The sequence below is a fragment of the Olsenella phocaeensis genome (assembly GCF_900120385.1).
In the GTDB taxonomy this organism is placed as follows: Bacteria; Actinomycetota; Coriobacteriia; order Coriobacteriales; family Atopobiaceae; genus Olsenella_I; species Olsenella_I phocaeensis.
Genome location: NZ_LT635494.1, coordinates 1,038,423 through 1,053,210, shown reverse-complemented (window position 1 = coordinate 1,053,210; position 14,788 = coordinate 1,038,423). Strand labels below are relative to the sequence as shown.

Annotated in this window: 14 protein-coding genes, 1 tRNA gene and 1 pseudogene; 15 read left to right on the top strand and 1 reads right to left on the bottom strand. The window is 66.9% G+C overall.

Going from position 1 to position 14,788, the window contains the following annotated elements; all coding sequences use genetic code 11:
- From infB to BQ7388_RS12645, 9 genes and pseudogenes are all read left to right on the top strand, one after another.
- On the top strand, positions 1 to 1,439 hold a 1,439-nt coding region (gene infB, locus BQ7388_RS05035; protein WP_072499906.1), incomplete at its 5' end, for a translation initiation factor IF-2.
- Positions 1,440 to 1,442: 3 nt separating this feature from the next.
- On the top strand, positions 1,443 to 1,865 hold the full coding sequence (rbfA, locus tag BQ7388_RS05030; RefSeq protein ID WP_072499905.1) for a 30S ribosome-binding factor RbfA: 423 nt from the start codon (positions 1,443 to 1,445) through the stop codon (positions 1,863 to 1,865).
- A gap of 64 nt (positions 1,866 to 1,929) precedes the next feature.
- The gene (locus tag BQ7388_RS11500) at positions 1,930 to 3,597 is read left to right on the top strand and encodes a riboflavin kinase (protein WP_456319928.1); all 1,668 of its coding nucleotides are present in this window, start codon (positions 1,930 to 1,932) and stop codon (positions 3,595 to 3,597) included.
- A pseudogene (locus BQ7388_RS11915) lies at positions 3,594 to 3,893 on the top strand (CHC2 zinc finger domain-containing protein); the annotation flags it as partial. The gene BQ7388_RS11500 and the pseudogene BQ7388_RS11915, both read left to right, overlap by 4 nt.
- Before the next feature lie 185 nt (positions 3,894 to 4,078).
- On the top strand, positions 4,079 to 4,924 hold the full coding sequence (locus tag BQ7388_RS11495; RefSeq protein WP_327196108.1) for a DNA primase: 846 nt from the start codon (positions 4,079 to 4,081) through the stop codon (positions 4,922 to 4,924).
- Entirely contained in the window at positions 4,921 to 5,127 is a 207-nt protein-coding gene (locus BQ7388_RS12935; RefSeq protein ID WP_072499902.1) for a hypothetical protein, read from the top strand. The genes BQ7388_RS11495 and BQ7388_RS12935 overlap by 4 nt, the downstream gene beginning before the upstream one ends.
- A gap of 42 nt (positions 5,128 to 5,169) precedes the next feature.
- Positions 5,170 to 6,543, top strand: a complete 1,374-nt coding sequence (gene rpoD, locus BQ7388_RS05000; RefSeq protein ID WP_072499901.1) for an RNA polymerase sigma factor RpoD — start codon at positions 5,170 to 5,172, stop codon at positions 6,541 to 6,543.
- Between the two features lie 452 nt (positions 6,544 to 6,995).
- Positions 6,996 to 7,799, top strand: coding sequence for an alcohol dehydrogenase catalytic domain-containing protein (locus BQ7388_RS04995; protein ID WP_200781432.1), 804 nt, complete (start codon positions 6,996 to 6,998; stop codon positions 7,797 to 7,799).
- A complete protein-coding gene (locus BQ7388_RS12645) occupies positions 7,715 to 8,098 on the top strand; it encodes a zinc-binding dehydrogenase (protein WP_200781431.1) in 384 nt (127 codons plus the stop codon). Before BQ7388_RS04995 ends, BQ7388_RS12645 begins: the two co-directional genes overlap by 85 nt.
- Before the next feature lie 203 nt (positions 8,099 to 8,301).
- Here BQ7388_RS12645 and BQ7388_RS04990 read toward each other — a convergent pair.
- Positions 8,302 to 8,377 (bottom strand) — tRNA-Ala (locus BQ7388_RS04990).
- A gap of 328 nt (positions 8,378 to 8,705) precedes the next feature.
- On the opposite strand from BQ7388_RS04990, the gene BQ7388_RS04985 reads away from it, so the two are divergent.
- The 6 genes from BQ7388_RS04985 (at position 8,706) to BQ7388_RS04960 (ending at position 14,472) form a co-directional block, all read left to right on the top strand.
- On the top strand, positions 8,706 to 10,448 hold the full coding sequence (locus tag BQ7388_RS04985; RefSeq protein ID WP_129583160.1) for a phospho-sugar mutase: 1,743 nt from the start codon (positions 8,706 to 8,708) through the stop codon (positions 10,446 to 10,448).
- A 16-nt stretch (positions 10,449 to 10,464) separates the two neighbouring features.
- Positions 10,465 to 11,259 (top strand): nucleoside phosphorylase, encoded by a 795-nt coding sequence (locus BQ7388_RS04980; protein ID WP_072499900.1) that lies wholly within the window; start codon positions 10,465 to 10,467, stop codon positions 11,257 to 11,259.
- An 82-nt stretch (positions 11,260 to 11,341) separates the two neighbouring features.
- On the top strand, positions 11,342 to 11,941 hold the full coding sequence (locus BQ7388_RS04975; protein WP_009279368.1) for an ECF transporter S component: 600 nt from the start codon (positions 11,342 to 11,344) through the stop codon (positions 11,939 to 11,941).
- A gap of 79 nt (positions 11,942 to 12,020) precedes the next feature.
- Positions 12,021 to 12,815, top strand: a complete 795-nt coding sequence (locus BQ7388_RS04970; RefSeq protein WP_072499899.1) for an energy-coupling factor transporter transmembrane component T family protein — start codon at positions 12,021 to 12,023, stop codon at positions 12,813 to 12,815.
- Positions 12,803 to 13,660, top strand: coding sequence for an energy-coupling factor ABC transporter ATP-binding protein (locus tag BQ7388_RS04965; protein ID WP_009279366.1), 858 nt, complete (start codon positions 12,803 to 12,805; stop codon positions 13,658 to 13,660). Before BQ7388_RS04970 ends, BQ7388_RS04965 begins: the two co-directional genes overlap by 13 nt.
- Positions 13,657 to 14,472 (top strand): energy-coupling factor ABC transporter ATP-binding protein, encoded by an 816-nt coding sequence (locus tag BQ7388_RS04960; RefSeq protein WP_072499898.1) that lies wholly within the window; start codon positions 13,657 to 13,659, stop codon positions 14,470 to 14,472. Before BQ7388_RS04965 ends, BQ7388_RS04960 begins: the two co-directional genes overlap by 4 nt.
- Positions 14,473 to 14,788 lie beyond the last annotated feature (316 nt).

Below are 14,788 nucleotides of genomic sequence, written 5' to 3'. Positions count from 1 at the left end.
TCCGCCACACCGGCGTCGCCGAGGGCGAGGCGGGTGGCATCACCCAGGCCATCGGCGCGTCGCAGGTCAGGATCAACGACCGCGTGATCACCTTCATCGACACCCCCGGCCACGAGACCTTCACGGCGATGCGCGCCCGCGGTGCCAAGGTGACGGACATCGTCATCCTGATCGTCGCCGCCGATGACGGCGTCATGCCCCAGACCATCGAGTCGATCAACCACGCCAAGGCCGCCAACGTGCCCATCATCGTGGCCGTCAACAAGATCGACAAGCCGGGCGCCGACCCCACCCGCGTGCGCCAGGAGCTCACCGAGTACGGCGTCATTCCCGAGGAGTGGGGCGGGCAGAACATGTTCGTCGACATCTCGGCCAAGAAGAAGCAGGGCATAGACACCCTCCTGGAGTCCGTTCTGCTCGAGGCCGACGTACTCGAGCTCAAGGCCAACCCCGACACCTTCGCCTCGGGCAACGTCCTCGAGGCCAAGCTGGACCGCGGTCGCGGCTCGGTCGCCACGCTGCTCATCAGCCGCGGCACCCTCCACGTGGGCGACGCCATCGTCGCGGGCATGTCCTTCGGCAAGATTCGCGCCATGGTCGACCCTCGCGGCAACAGCGTCACCGAGGCCCGTCCCTCCGACCCCGTCGAGGTGCTCGGCCTCCAGAGCGTGCCCATGGCGGGCGACGAGTTCCGCGTCTTCCAGGACGAGCGCGACGCACGGGCCCTGGCCGACGAGCGCTCGCTGAAGGCCCGCATCGAGGAGCAGAACAAGGTCAAGCACGTGACGCTCGAGAACCTCTTCTCTACTATGGAGGACTCCGAGGTCAAGGAGCTCAATCTCATCATCAAGGCCGACGTCCAGGGCTCCATCGAAGCGCTCGTCGACTCTCTGGGCAAGATGGACCAGAGCGAGGTTCGTATCAACGTGATCCACTCTGCCGTCGGTGCCATCACCGAGACCGACGTCACCCTGGCAGACGCCTCCAACGCCATCATCATCGGCTTCGGCGTTCGTCCCGAGGCGAAGGCCAGGGTTGCCGCCGAGCAGCAGGGCGTCGAGATCCGCACCTACAGCGTCATCTACAAGGCCATCGAAGAGATCGACGCCGCGCGCATCGGCATGCTCAAGCCCACCGAGCAGGAGGTCCAGACCGCCTCGATCGAGGTCCGCAACACCTTCAAGGTCCCCAAGGTCGGCATCGCCGCCGGCTGCATGGTCCAGGAGGGCGAGGTCTCGCGCGACGACAAGTGCCGCCTCGTCCGCGACGGCATCGTGGTCTACGAGGGCAAGCTCGCGTCCCTGCGCCGCTACAAGGACGACGTCAAGTCGGTCAAGGCCGGCTTCGAGTGCGGCGTGGGCCTCGAGAACTTCCAGGACATCCACGTCGGCGACATCATCGAGACCTACCGCATCGAAGAAGTCGCCCGTACGGAGTAGAAGATGAAGCAGAACCAGAATTCGCGTCGCGTCAACAAGATCGCGCGCGAGAAGCTCGCGAGCATCCTCCTCTTCGAGGTCTCCGACCCCGATCTCGCGCTGGTGACCCTCACCAGCGTGGAGGTCTCGGTCGACAAGTCGGTGCTCAAGGCCTACGTGAGCTGCGACAAGGAGAGCTACGACAAGGTGCTCGCCGCGCTCGGGCGGGCCAGGGGCCGCGTTCGCAGCCTCCTGGGCCATGCCCTGGGCTGGCGCGTCACCCCCGAGCTCATCTTCCAGATCGACACGACCGCCGACGAGGCCGAACGCATCGCACGCGCCCTCGAGAACGTGCCCAGCACGCTCGCGGTGGAGAAGGACGAGGAGGGCTATCCCGTGGGGTCTTCCGCGGGCGACGCGCCCTCCGGGGACGGCGAGGGGGAGTAGCCAGCCCGTGGACATCAGATCCAATCCGGAACAAGAGGAGAGGTTCGCCTCCATCGCCTCGGCGATGGAGGCGGCTGGCTCCATCGCCATCTGTGCGCACACCAACCCGGACGGCGACGCCCTGGGCTCGGGCCTGGCGCTTGCCGCGGCCCTGAGGGCGAAGTGGCCCGAGAAGGAGGTCGTCTCCCTCCTGGCGGACCCCGAGCCCATTCCCAGGCTCTATGACTTCCTGCCCTTCGCGGACACGCTCGTCCATGCGGCGGACTACGACGGGGCGCCCGACCTCTTCGTGAGCGTGGACCTCTCTGATGTCGCGCGCCTGCACGACGGCGAGGCGGTCATGAGGCGGGCCCGCCGGAGCGCGATAATGGACCACCATCCCTGCGAGGAGCCGTACACCGACCTCGCCCTGATTCGCCCCGACGCTGCCGCGGCGGGCGTCATCGTCGCCGAGTTCGCCCTCCACCTGGGGGTCCGGATCACACCGCAGATGGCCCAGTGCCTCTTCTGCGCCCTCTCCACCGACACCGGTCGCTTCCAATACCAGAACGCTGACGCCGAGGCATTCTCGGTGGCGTCGCTCCTGGTGGACGCAGGGGCCTCCCCCTCGGAGGTCTCCCTCAACGTGTACCAGAACTACAGCCTGCCCTTCCTACACCTCAAGTCCGCGGTGATGGGGCGCATTACCACCTTTGCCGAGGGCAAGGTGGCCTACAGCTACGCCACCGCGGCCGACCTCGAGCGCACGGGGGCCAGCCCGGATGAGTGCGACGGCCTCATCGACGTCGTCCGCAGCGTCGCGGGGTCCGAGGTGGCGCTCTTCCTCAAGGAGCTCCCCGACGGCAGGGTGAGGGGCAACCTTCGCAGCAAGTCCGACCTCGACATCTCGGGCATCGCCCGCGAGCTGGGCGGCGGGGGGCATCGCGCGGCCGCGGGCTTCACCATCGAGTCGGACCTCGACGAGGTCCTCTCTGCCGCCCTTCCCCGCCTGGTCGCCCTCTTCTCGCCTGTCGCGAGCGAAGGCGGGCGTGGGGTCCANCCCAGGCTCGCCGCGACGCCGTACGACGCGTTCCTCTCCGCCGCGCTCGAAGGACCCCTGCGTTCCGTCTCCATGCACGTGGGGAGCAACTTCCGCTTTGGCAGGGGGGGCAAGGGCGGCCCTGCGGAGCTCGCCGCCGTCGCCGCCCCGCTCGGCATGCGCGCCCACTGCCACGAGCTCGCCCGCTCGGGTGGCGAGCACATCTCGGCCACGCGCGTGCGCGGGCTCGTCCGAGGGGGTCGCGTCGAGGACGCCGCAGGGCTCCTGGGCCGGCTGCACTTCGTGTCCGGCGTGGTGGTCCACGGGAGGGGAGAGGGGACCGCTTTCGGCTTCCCCACGGCAAACGTCAGCTTCCCCCTGGGGTCCTGCGCGCCCGACCAGGGCGTCTATGCGGGCTTCGTGAGCGCGCGGGGACGCTCGTGGCCCGCCGCGATCAACGTGGGGGCGCCTCCGAGCTTCTCCGAGGCGGACCGTCCCTTCCTGGAGGCGAACCTCCTGGGCTTCTCCGGTGACCTCTATGGCCGGAGGGTCCACGTCTCGTTCGGCCGCTGGCTCAGGGACTCCCGCCCCTTCGACTCCCTCGAGGAGCTCGAGCGGGTCGTCATGGGCAACATAGCTTGGGTGCGCGCCAACTTTGGCGATCGCGCCGTGACGCTGGGAGGGGCCGCCGACCTCGAGGGGGTGGGGGCGTGATCACCGACGAGGACAAGGAGCGCGTGCGCCAGGCGACCGACATCCTGCAGCTGGTGGGAGAGACGGTGGAGCTCCGCCGCCGCGGCGCCGACTTCTGGGGCTGCTGCCCCTTCCATCACGAGAAGAGCCCGTCCTTCCACGTGAACCCCTCCACGGGCCTCTGGAAGTGCTTCGGCTGCGGCGAGGGCGGCGACCTCTTCGCCTACGTGATGAAGCGCGAGAGCCTGGACTTCCCGGACTCCATCCGCTACCTTGCCGACCGCGCCGGCATCGAGCTCAGCGAGGAGAGGACCGCCGGTCCCAGTGGCCNCGCCTCCGCGCCTCCGGCGGCGACGTGCTTGACGGCCAGTCCTGCTGCCTCGTGCGCGACGGCAGGCTCCTGGGCGTCTGGGAGCGGTCGGGCGGATGGCTCCGCTGCGGGAGCAACTTCCCCCAGGGCATAGACGGGGTGGCACGATGAGCGCCCCAAGCCTGCTCGGGTATCCGCTGCCCCTCGCTGGGGACGACGCCGCGACGCTCGTCAGGGACTCCCTCCTCCTGGACGGACGTCCTGCCCCGACCGTGCGCGCGGTCCCGGGCGGCAGGCTCTTCCTACGCGCCGGGATGGACGTCGGGACCCCCCTCNGGTCGCGCCTACCTCGCGGGGCGCGGCTTCGGATCGGCCGTCTGCCGGCGCTGGGGGCTGGGGTACGCCCCCGGGCACGGCCAGCTCGTCTCCCATCTGCGCTCCAAGGGCTTCTCCCCCCAGGAAATGCTCGCCTGCGACCTCGCGCTGGACGGGAGGGGTGGCCCGCGCGACCGCTTCTTCGACCGCGTGATGTTTCCCATCCACGACGAGCAGGGGCGCACCATCGGATTCGGCGGCCGGGTGCTCACGGACGCCAAGCCCAAGTACCTCAACACCAAGGAGACCCGCGTCTTCCACAAGGGCAAGCACCTCTTCGCCTTCCACCGCGCCAAGGAGGCCATGGTGGCGAGCGGCGAGGCGATCGTCTGCGAGGGCTACACCGACGTCATCGCCATGCACGAGGCGGGGATCACCAACGCCGTCGCCGCCCTGGGCACCGCCCTCACCCTCGACCACGTGCGCATGATCGAGCGCTTTGCCAAGTCCCGGGTCGTCTGCATGTTCGACGGCGACGAGGCCGGGCAGCGCGCGGCCGAGAGGGCGATCCAGTACATCGACAAGACGTCGGTGGAGCTGAGGTGCGTGNCGCCACGCCCGAGGGCGCGATGCCCGCCGAGGTGGTGGCGGCCGCGAGCTCCATGGTCGCCGACGCCCCACGGCTCCTGGCGGGAGGCAGGCTCCAGCTGGTGTCTGGCATGAGCGCCTCCGACCAGGCGTCCTTCCTCCTGGACGTGGTCGAGCTCTGGAGCTGCAGGCGGGCCGTCAGGTCCATGAAGGCGCGCCTCAGGAGCGCCTCCTCGCTGCCCGACGAGTCCTCACAGGAGCTCTTCAGGCGGGCGACCGACGTGCAAAAGCGCATCGGCGAGCTAGGAAGGCGCATCTCGTCGTTAGTGAGTTCGTAAATTGGGTACCATTCCCTACGCCCTTGCGTGGAAAGGAAACCAGTGGCAAACAAGAAGAACAGCACCGCTCCCAACCTCACCGACGAGCTCCAGGGGGTCGTCGAGAGGCTCGTCAAGCAGGCCTCTGGCTCCAAGTCGGTGACCGAGGACGACGTCCAGGTGGCCATCGGGGAGCTCGACGTGGACGACGACGAGCTCTCGGACCTCTATGACGCGGTGCGCGCCAAGGGCGTCCAAATCACGAGCGACGGCGAGGCCGCCAGGCCCAAGGGCGACTCCGACGACGAGGAGGACCTGGACGAGCTCGAGGAGGACGACGAGCTCGAGGAGGACGAGGAGGAGGACGAGGAGGAGGACGAGGACAGCGGCATCAAGGAGGCTCGCGCTGAGGCCCGCGCTGCCAACGAGGTCCTGCGCTCCGCCCCCAAGAGCAAGCCCCGCAAGCGCTCGTCCCGCGCCCGCGCCCGCCGCACGGACAGCTCGACAGTCATGCTCACGGGCGACCCCGTGCGCATGTACCTCAAGGAGATCGGCAAGGTCGACCTGCTGACCGCCTCGGAGGAGGTCAACCTCGCCATGAAGATCGAGGCCGGCACCGAGGCCTCGCAGAAGCTCGAGGCTGCGGACAACGGGGAGATAGAGCTCACCCGCGCCGAGATGCGCCGCCTCATGCGCATCGAGCAGGTGGGCCTCGAGGCCAAGCAGGCGCTCATCAGCGCCAACCTGCGCCTGACCGTCTCCATCGCCAAGCGCTACGTGGGTCGCGGCATGCTGTTCCTCGACCTGATCCAGGAAGGCAACCTGGGCCTCATCCGCGCGGTGGAGAAGTTCGACTACACCAAGGGCTTCAAGTTCTCCACCTATGCCACCTGGTGGATTCGCCAGGCCATCACCCGTGCCATCGCCGACCAAGCACGCACCATCCGCATCCCCGTGCACATGGTCGAGACCATCAACAAGCTCGTTCGCGTGCAGAGGCAGCTGCTCCAGGACCTCGGTCGCGACCCGACCCCCGAGGAGATCGGCGAGGAGATGGGCATCACCGCCGACCGCGTGAGGGAGATCCAGAAGATCAGCCAGGAGCCCGTCTCGCTCGAGACGCCCATCGGCGAGGAGGAGGACTCCCAGCTGGGCGACTTCATCGAGGACTCCAGCGCCGTGGCGCCCCCCGAGGCGGCAAGCGACTCGATGCTCCGCGAGCAGCTCGAGCAGGTGCTGGACAGCCTGGCCGACCGCGAGCGCAAGGTCATCAAGTTCCGCTTCGGCCTCGAGGACGGGCATCCTCGCACCCTCGAGGAGGTGGGCCGCGAGTTTGGCGTCACGCGCGAGAGGATCCGCCAGATAGAGAGCAAGACTCTGGCGAAGCTCCGGCATCCTTCCCGTTCGGGCAGGCTCAAGGACTACATGGAGGACTGAGGCTCCTCTCGCTCATGGAGAACGACCTGGCCCCCGCCGAGTGCGGGGGCCTTTTTCTGGCGTCTCCGCTCCCGCGTTCTCTATGCACCCTGCCTCCGCTTCTCCCTCTGCCCTTCTCCCTCTGCCCTTCTCCCTCTGCCCTTCTCCCACCCTTCCCCCGCGTTCTCGTTCTCTATGCAACTTGCTGAATCGATAGCCTTGCCAACTGGGCGTTTGCACGGCCGACTTCAGAGAACGGCATAGAGAACGACGGCGGAACGGCATAGAGAACGATGGTGGAATGCCGGCAGGGCGGCGGCGCAACGCCGGCGGGACGCCAGGGGGTCGATGACGGGGGAGAGGGGCGCCAGGGGAGCACGGGGGCTGCGTTCGCTCATAATGGGTGACGGGCACCGCGCGCGGGCGTACGGATGCGCCTGCGGCATCGTGCCGACCCTTGGGAGGGGGACCTCATGAAGATCAAGGCATACGTCGTGCACGAGGCCAACGGACCCTACCTGCTCGAGGACGTCGAGCTGGACGAGCCGAAGTCGGGCGAGGTCCTCGTCCGCAACGTCGCGACCGGCATCTGCCACACCGACGAGTTCGGCCGCAGCCAGGGCGTCCCCATCCCCCTTCCCCTCGTCCTCGGGCACGAGGGAGCCGGAATCGTCGAGCGCGTCGGGACCGGCGTCGAGGACCTCAAGCCCGGCGACCACGTGGGCATCACCTACGCCTTCGACAACAGCTGCGACGCCTGCAAGCACGGGGAGCCCTACTATTGCGAGAACTTCAACCCCATCAACTTCGGTGGCGTGGCGGCGACCGACGGCACCACCCGCCTGCACCAGGACGGCAGGGACGTGAGCATGTTCTTCGGCCAGTCCTCCTTTGCCACCCACTCTGTGGCCGCTGCTGCGTCGGTGGCCAAGGTGGACGATGACATTGACCTGGGGCTCGTCGCACCCTTGGGGTGTGGCGTCCAGACGGGCGCCGGCGCGGTCATCAACGCCGGGCAGGCCGATCCCAGCTCGCAGGTCGCGGTCTTTGGCTGTGGCGCCGTAGGCATGAGCGTCATCATGGGAGCTGCCGTCGTGGGCTGCAAGACCATCATCGCCGTGGGAGGCAATCCAAAGAGCCTCGAGCTCGCTCGCGAACTGGGGGAGCCACGCACACCATCAACCGTCGCGAGGTGGAGGACATCGCGGGAGAGATCCGTCGCATCACCGGTCGTGGCGCCGACATCAGCGTGGACACCTCCGGAAACGGCAACATGATGCTCAATGCCATCCGGGGCCTCAAGTTCCATGGCACCTTCCTGCCCGTGGCGGCCGCGGGCTCCCTCGAGCACTTCGAGGTCGGCGCTGACATCATGATGCCCATGCGCACCATGAGGGGTACCTGCGAGGGGGAGTCCAACCCCAAGCAGTTCATCCCCCAGATGGTCAAGTGGTACAAGGAGGGTCGCTTCCCGATCGACCGCATCCTCTCGTTCTACGACTTCAAGGACATAGACCAGGCCCTGCGGGACTCGCACGACGGCAAGATCATCAAGGCGGTGCTCAGAATCTCGTAGTCTTGCCACGAGGTCATGGCTCCAGGCCGTGATGCCGATAACGACGTGGGGCTCGGGACCCGTCCGTTCGGGGGTTCCGGTCCCCTTCCTGTAACGGGAGGGGCATGTGCGGGAGGCGGCCTGCGGTGGGGCGGGTCCGCATGCGCGCCTGGGCGCAGAGATAGCAAAAGAGCCAGGACCTGAGTCCTGGCTCCGAGTCTACATGGTGGAGAATAGGGGGTTCGAACCCCTGACCTCGTGACTGCCAGTCACGCGCTCTCCCAACTGAGCTAATTCCCCGTTCGCGTTGGTGCAGTAGCTATATTAGCAAAGGGAGAAGGTCGGTCAAGGACTTTTTTGACAAATTTTGTTGAACCCCGAAAAAGCGTCTGGATGACAATCGCACCGATGGGCGCTCTGATGGCTGACGTGGCGGAGGCCGTGGTGGCGTTCGCCACGTCCCGGTGCCGCTCATGCAGGCCAACGCTACCGTCGACACATTTTTTCCTCGTCACAACACGAGGACACTACTATGTTTTATAAGTTGCCGGATTTTATGCACAGACGCAACAGTATGTCATGGCGATTGCTCGGTTGGTCGCCGTGGGGCAGGGGGATGAGGGGCGACATGCTCAGCGACGAGCTCATGAGACGGGTGCTCGACTGGGAGGCGAGGGAGCGCGACCCAGAGCTGCTGGGGGAACTACGCGCGCTTCTCGCGCCAGGCCATGAGGACGAGCTCTTCGATGCCTTCTATCGATACCTCTCCTTTGGCACCGCAGGTATTCGCGGCGTCATGGGCGTGGGGACCAACCGCATGAACGTGCACGTGGTCGCGCAGGCGATGCAGGGCCTCGCCGACTGGGTCAATGCCAACGCGGAGCCCGGGAAGCGTCCGCGCGTCGCCCTCTGCCGCGACACGCGCAACAACTCGGAGCGATTCGAGCGCGTCGCCGCAGAGGTCTTCGCCGCGAATGGCATCGAGGTACTCATGTACCCCAGGGTCGAGCCCGTGCCCACCCTCTCCTTTGCCATACCGCGCCTGGGCTGCTCCGCCGGAGTGATGGTCACCTCGAGCCACAACCCGCGCCAGTACAACGGCTGCAAGGTATTCGCGTCGGACGGCTGCCAGATCTCCGGCGAGGTCGCAGAGGAGGTCGCCACTGCCATAGGGAGGATTGACGTGCTGGACGGGCCCAGGAGGCTGCCCTTCGAGGACTGCCTTGCCCAGGGGCTCGTCAGCTGGATTGACGACTCGGTCCTCGACGACTTCCTAGCGTGCGTGCATGCGCTCCATGTCCCTGGCTCGATCGACCCGGCTCGTCCGCCGAGGGTCGTCTACACCCCACTCAATGGCACTGGGCTCGAGTTGGTGAGACGCTCGCTCGCGAGTATCGGCGTGAGCGACGTGTCCGTCGTGCCCGAGCAGGTGGAACCCGATGGCGACTTCACGACCTGCCCCTATCCCAACCCGGAGTTCCGCGAGGCCCTGGAGCTCGCGCTCTCCCTTGCGGACGAGCTGCATCCCGACCTCGTCGTGGCGACCGACCCCGATGCGGACCGCCTGGGCAGCGCCGTCCTCCACGATGGCAGGTACGTCCTGCTCACGGGGGACGAGGTGGGCATCCTCCTCATGGACTGGATGGCACGGACGCGTGCGGAGGCGGGAGACGACCTCTCACGCAAGGTGGCCGTCTCGTCCATCGTGTCATCCGACATGTTGGACGACGTCGCGCGAGAGCACGGCTTCCAGCTGCGTCGCACGCTCACCGGCTTCAAGAACATCGGCGGCCAGATTGCCGTCCTCGAGCGGCAGGGCGGAGCCGAGCGCTGGCTCATGGGATACGAGGAGAGCTACGGATACCTGCCGGGCCCCTACGTGCGGGACAAGGACGGCGTCACGGCGCTCACCCTCCTCGTCGAGATGGCGGGCTGGTACGCCAAGAGGGGCCTCGACCTCGTCGAGGCCATGGACGTCCTGTACGAGCGGCACGGCTTCCGCCTGAACCGCACGCTCAACCTCCAGTACCCCGGCGCCGAGGGGGCCACGCTCATGGCGTCCAAGATGCGGGCCCTACGCGAGGGCGCGCCTCGGGACATCGCCGGGCGCGGGGTGACCCGCACCGTCGACTACCTCCACCCCCAACCCCTTCCGCAGCTGGGAGGTCCGGGGGACGACCGATCGCAGACGCTGCCTGCATCCGACGTCCTCGAATGGAGGCTCGACGACGGGTGCAAGGTCATGGTGAGGCCATCTGGGACCGAGCCGAAGCTCAAGTGCTATCTCTTCGGGATCGCTGGCAGCCGGGATGAGTCGACCCGAGCCCTCGACGAGCTCGAGGCGGCGACGCGCCAGCTCCTTGGCGCCTAGGGAAGGGGACGAGGTCATGGGAGACGAACTGCAGCCACGAGAGGGGCAGTGCCCACAGGGGCAGCCGCAGCCGCACGTGAGGTGCACGAGGAAGGACGCGGCCCGCTACGCGATCCTGCCCGGAGACTGGGCGCGCGTGGACCGCATGCGCGAGTTCCTCGACGACGTGCAGGACATTGCGTTCAACCGGGAGATGAAGAGCATCGTGGGCAGCTATCGGGGCGTACGCGTCATGTGCGTCTCGACTGGCATGGGCGGCGCCTCCACGGGGATAGCCGTCGAGGAGCTCCACAACGTCGGCGTCGAATGCATGATCCGCATCGGATCCTGCGGCGCCCTCCAGCCCGAGGTGGGCATGGGCGACCTCGTCGTGCTGAGCGGCGTGGTGCGCGACGACGGCGCCTCGAGGGCGTACGTGGGCGAGAACTACCCTGCCGTCCCCGACACCGATATACTCATGGCTGAGGTCCAGACGGCCCGCGAACTTGGCCTCCCGTTCCACGTCGGGCTGGGGAGGAGCCACGACAGCTTCTACACCGACCGCGAGGAGGACATAGACCGCTACTGGCACGACCGTGGCGTGCTCGGAGCCGACATGGAGACCTCGGCGCTCTTCACCATCGGACGCCTGCGCAGGGTTCGGTGCGGCTCCATCCTGAACGTCGTCTCGCTCTACGAGGGCGACCTCGCGAGCGAGATCAACGCCTACACCGGCGCGGAGGACAAGGCGGCCCAAGGCGAGAGGAACGAGATCACGCTCGCGCTCGAGACGGTCGTGCGCCTCGAGCACTACCGCAAGGCGGGGGAGTAGCGGCCGCATCGGGCAATCGGCTCATTCGGAGGGGCGCCTCGCCCCGTCCGACAGAATCTGGCATACGAAAGGAGCAAGTTCCATGTCAAGCAAGAGAGAGGGAAGTCCCTGGTCGCTCAAGCTGAACACCGCGTCGCTCGTGCTCATCCCCGCGGCCATCGGCATCAATTACGTCGGAAAGCTCTTCGCGAGCATGCTCAAGCTGCCGCTGTGGCTCGACTCGATCGGTACCTGCCTTTCGGCCTGCATGGCCGGGCCCGTGGTGGGGGCGCTCTCGGGCTTCCTGACCAACGTGATCTATGGCCTCACCATGGACCCGATCTCTACAGTGTACGGGCTCACCCAGGCGGGCATCGGCATCGCCGTGGGCCTCATGGCCTGGTACGGTCACATGCGCAAGGCGCCCGGCATCCTCGTCGCCGGCCTCGTCGCCGGCCTCGTAGCGGTCTGCATCTCGACGCCGCTCAACATGGCCTTCTGGGGAGGCTCCACGGGCAACGTCTGGGGCGACGCGGCATTCGCAGCCATGGGCTCGCAGGGCTTCCTCGCCTCCGCCGTCGACGAGATCATCGTTGACCTGCCCGACAAGATCGTGGTGCTCTTCATCACCGCCGGCATCTACAAGGTGCTGCCCAAGAGCCTCATCTCGCTCTACCAGGCGAAGGACGAGTCCCTGGACTAACGCCTCCCGTTCCTCGGGAACCCCCGGGGAGCCCCCGTTCCCTTGGTTCCCAGCCGGGACCCCTATCGAAACCGTGACCATGAAAAGCATCAGCCTGTTCGAGGAGAAGCACTCCTTCCTCAATGGACTCTCGCCCGAGACGAAGCTTCTCTACGTGGTCGTCGCCATCGCATTTCCTGCCCTCGTGGGCGGGACGGTGCCACAGCTGGCGATCATGCTCCTGAGCATTGCGCTCCTGGCGGGCTCCAAGATCCTGACAAAGTCAAAGCCCATCATCGCGGTGTCGGGCTTCGTCCTCCTCACTGTCGTGATCGTCCAGACCTTCTTCCGCGGCGGCGCCTACACCGAGCTCTTCCGCATCGGGCCCCTGGTGGCACGCCGAGAGGGATTCGACTACTCCCTGGGAATCGTCCTCAACGTCTTCAACATTATCTTCGCCTTCTGCGTTTTCGTACTCGCCACGAAACCCTCCGACATGATGCAGTCCATGGTGAGACGGGGCATCTCGCCACGCCTGGGCTACGTCTTCGTCTCGCTCTTCCAGATAATCCCGCAGATGACGGAGCACACGTCGACCATCACGGACGCCCAGCGCAGCCGGGGCATGCAAACCGAGGGAAGCCTGGGGACGAGGGTGAGGGCGTTTCTCCCCCTCATCTCTCCCGTGATCATGAGCTCGTTCACCGACACGCGCGAGCGGTCCATCGCCCTCGAGGTGCGCGGCTTCAACTCGCACGAGCGCAAGACCTTTCTGGACGAGTTTGTACCAAGCTCTGCCGACCGTCCGGTGCGGATCGCCCTCCTGGCCCTCCTCACGCTCGGCGTCGCATTCTTCGTCCTGAGAATCGTGGGGGTGGTCTCGTGGCCCAGATAGAGGTGCGAAACCTGAAGTATCGCTACCCTGACGCGAAGAGACTCGCGCTGGACGATGTGAGCTGCCAGATAGAGCGCGGCGAGTTCGTGGGCGTCATCGGCAGAAACGGCGCGGGAAAGTCGACGTTCACGCAAGCGTTGCTCGGGCTGGTCCCCAACTTCTACCACGGCGCCTACGGAGGCTCCGTGACCATCGACGGCCAGAACGTGCGGGAGTCGAGCGTGGACGAGCTCTGCCGCAAGGTGGGCCTCGTGTTCCAGAACCCCTTCAACCAGGTGACGGGATCGAAGCTCACCGTGTACGAGGAGATCGCCTTCGGGCTCGAGAACTTCGGGGTTCCTCCCAAGGAGATGCGCCGCCGCATCGACGCGGCCATGGAGCTGCTGGACATCGCCCAGTACAAGGACCGTGCTCCCTTCGACCTCTCGGGTGGCCAGATGCAGCGCATGGCCCTTGCGGGGATCATCGTCATGGAACCCGAGGTCATCGTGATGGACGAGCCCACCTCGCAGCTCGACCCCCAGGGATCTGAGGACGTGTTCCGCGCGGTGGACGTCCTGCGCGCCCAGGGCAAGACCATCGTCATGGTCGAGCACAAGATTGAGAAGATCGCGGCGTACAGCGACCGAGTGATGCTCTTGGACGAGGGCAGACTCGTGGCGATGGACACGCCCCGCGCCATCTTCTCGCGCGACGACCTCGCGGAGCACGGCGTCGTCGCGCCGACCTACACCCAGATCTGCCGGCAGCTCGGCGTGCGTTCCGCAGACGGGCTCTACCCGGTCACGCTCGAGGAGACGCGCAGCCTGCTTGGTGCGGGCGGAAGGGGCGGTGAGGTCCGATGAGCAAGATCGACGTCAGGGACCTGCACTTCTCCTATGCCAAGGGTCCCGAGGTCCTGAAGGGCCTCGACTTCTCGCTCGACGGGCGCTCCTGCGCCCTGGTGGGTCAGAACGGCGCCGGGAAGACGACCTTCGTGAAGCTCCTGAAGGGCCTGCTCAGGCCTAGCTCGGGGAGCATACTGCTTGACGGCCGCGACATCGCCGGATCCTCCGTCCCGGAGCTCGCGCGCCACGTCGGCCTTGTCTTCCAGAATCCTAACGACCAGATTTTCAAGAACAACGTGCTGGACGAGGTCATGTTCGGGCCGCTCCAGATCGGCATGGGCGAGGGCGAGGCGCGGGCCTCAGCGCTCGCCGCCCTCGAGCTGGTCGGGCTCTCTGGCCACGAGGCTGTGAACCCCTACGACTTGGGCCTCTCGGATCGCAAGATGGTGTCCATCGCGGCCATCCTCGCCATGGACACCGACGTGGTCATCTTCGACGAGCCGACCATCGCGCAGGACCATGACGGCAAGGAGCGTCTCGCCCGAATCGTGCGAGACCTGTCGTGCCAGGGGAAGGTCGTCATATCGATCCTCCACGACATGGACTTCGTGGCGCAGACCTTCGAGCGCGTCATCGCCATGGCGCACGGCGAGGTCCTCCTCGACGCGGACCCACGCTCCGTGTTCTCGCAGCGGGACGTCCTCGAGCGCGCGCGGCTGGAGCAGCCCACCACGGCGCAGCTCTGCCATGCCCTGGGCTACGAGGAGCTGTTCCTCTCGCCACAGGAATTCGTTGACTTCTACAGATCCCAGCACGGGTCCCACGCCTAGAGGAGACGCGCGACGGGGGAGAGGTCGCTGCGTCTGGGTCATGCGCGCCATGCCCGATGGCGCGCGAACAACAGGAGGCCCCTCCATGGCTTGGTTGCCTTGGAGGGGCCTCGTCTTGCCTGTCCGGACACCAGGGCGTCAGGGACGTTTGACTTGCGGGCTGGGGGCCTAGTCGCGGTCGCGTCCCTTGCCGTAGCCGCCGCGGCGGTCGTCCCGGCCCCCGCGGTCGAAGCCCCCGCGCCCTCCGCGCTCGTCGCGGCCGTGGCCGTAGCCGCCCTTGCGGTCGGAGCTCTGATAGCCGTAGCCTCGGCTCGTG

What these genes read in the sequence shown, in the direction of transcription:
- BQ7388_RS04995 (WP_200781432.1), top strand. Translation starts at nt 6,996, where the DNA reads ATGAAGATCAAGGCATACGTCGTGCACGAGGCCAACGGACCCTACCTG.
- BQ7388_RS04980 (WP_072499900.1), top strand. Translation starts at nt 10,465, where the DNA reads ATGGGAGACGAACTGCAGCCACGAGAGGGGCAGTGCCCACAGGGGCAG.
- BQ7388_RS04975 (WP_009279368.1), top strand. Translation starts at nt 11,342, where the DNA reads ATGTCAAGCAAGAGAGAGGGAAGTCCCTGGTCGCTCAAGCTGAACACC.
- BQ7388_RS12935 (WP_072499902.1), top strand. Translation starts at nt 4,921, where the DNA reads ATGAGCGCCTCCGACCAGGCGTCCTTCCTCCTGGACGTGGTCGAGCTC.
- BQ7388_RS04970 (WP_072499899.1), top strand. Translation starts at nt 12,021, where the DNA reads ATGAAAAGCATCAGCCTGTTCGAGGAGAAGCACTCCTTCCTCAATGGA.
- rbfA (WP_072499905.1), top strand. Translation starts at nt 1,443, where the DNA reads ATGAAGCAGAACCAGAATTCGCGTCGCGTCAACAAGATCGCGCGCGAG.
- BQ7388_RS04985 (WP_129583160.1), top strand. Translation starts at nt 8,706, where the DNA reads ATGCTCAGCGACGAGCTCATGAGACGGGTGCTCGACTGGGAGGCGAGG.
- BQ7388_RS04960 (WP_072499898.1), top strand. Translation starts at nt 13,657, where the DNA reads ATGAGCAAGATCGACGTCAGGGACCTGCACTTCTCCTATGCCAAGGGT.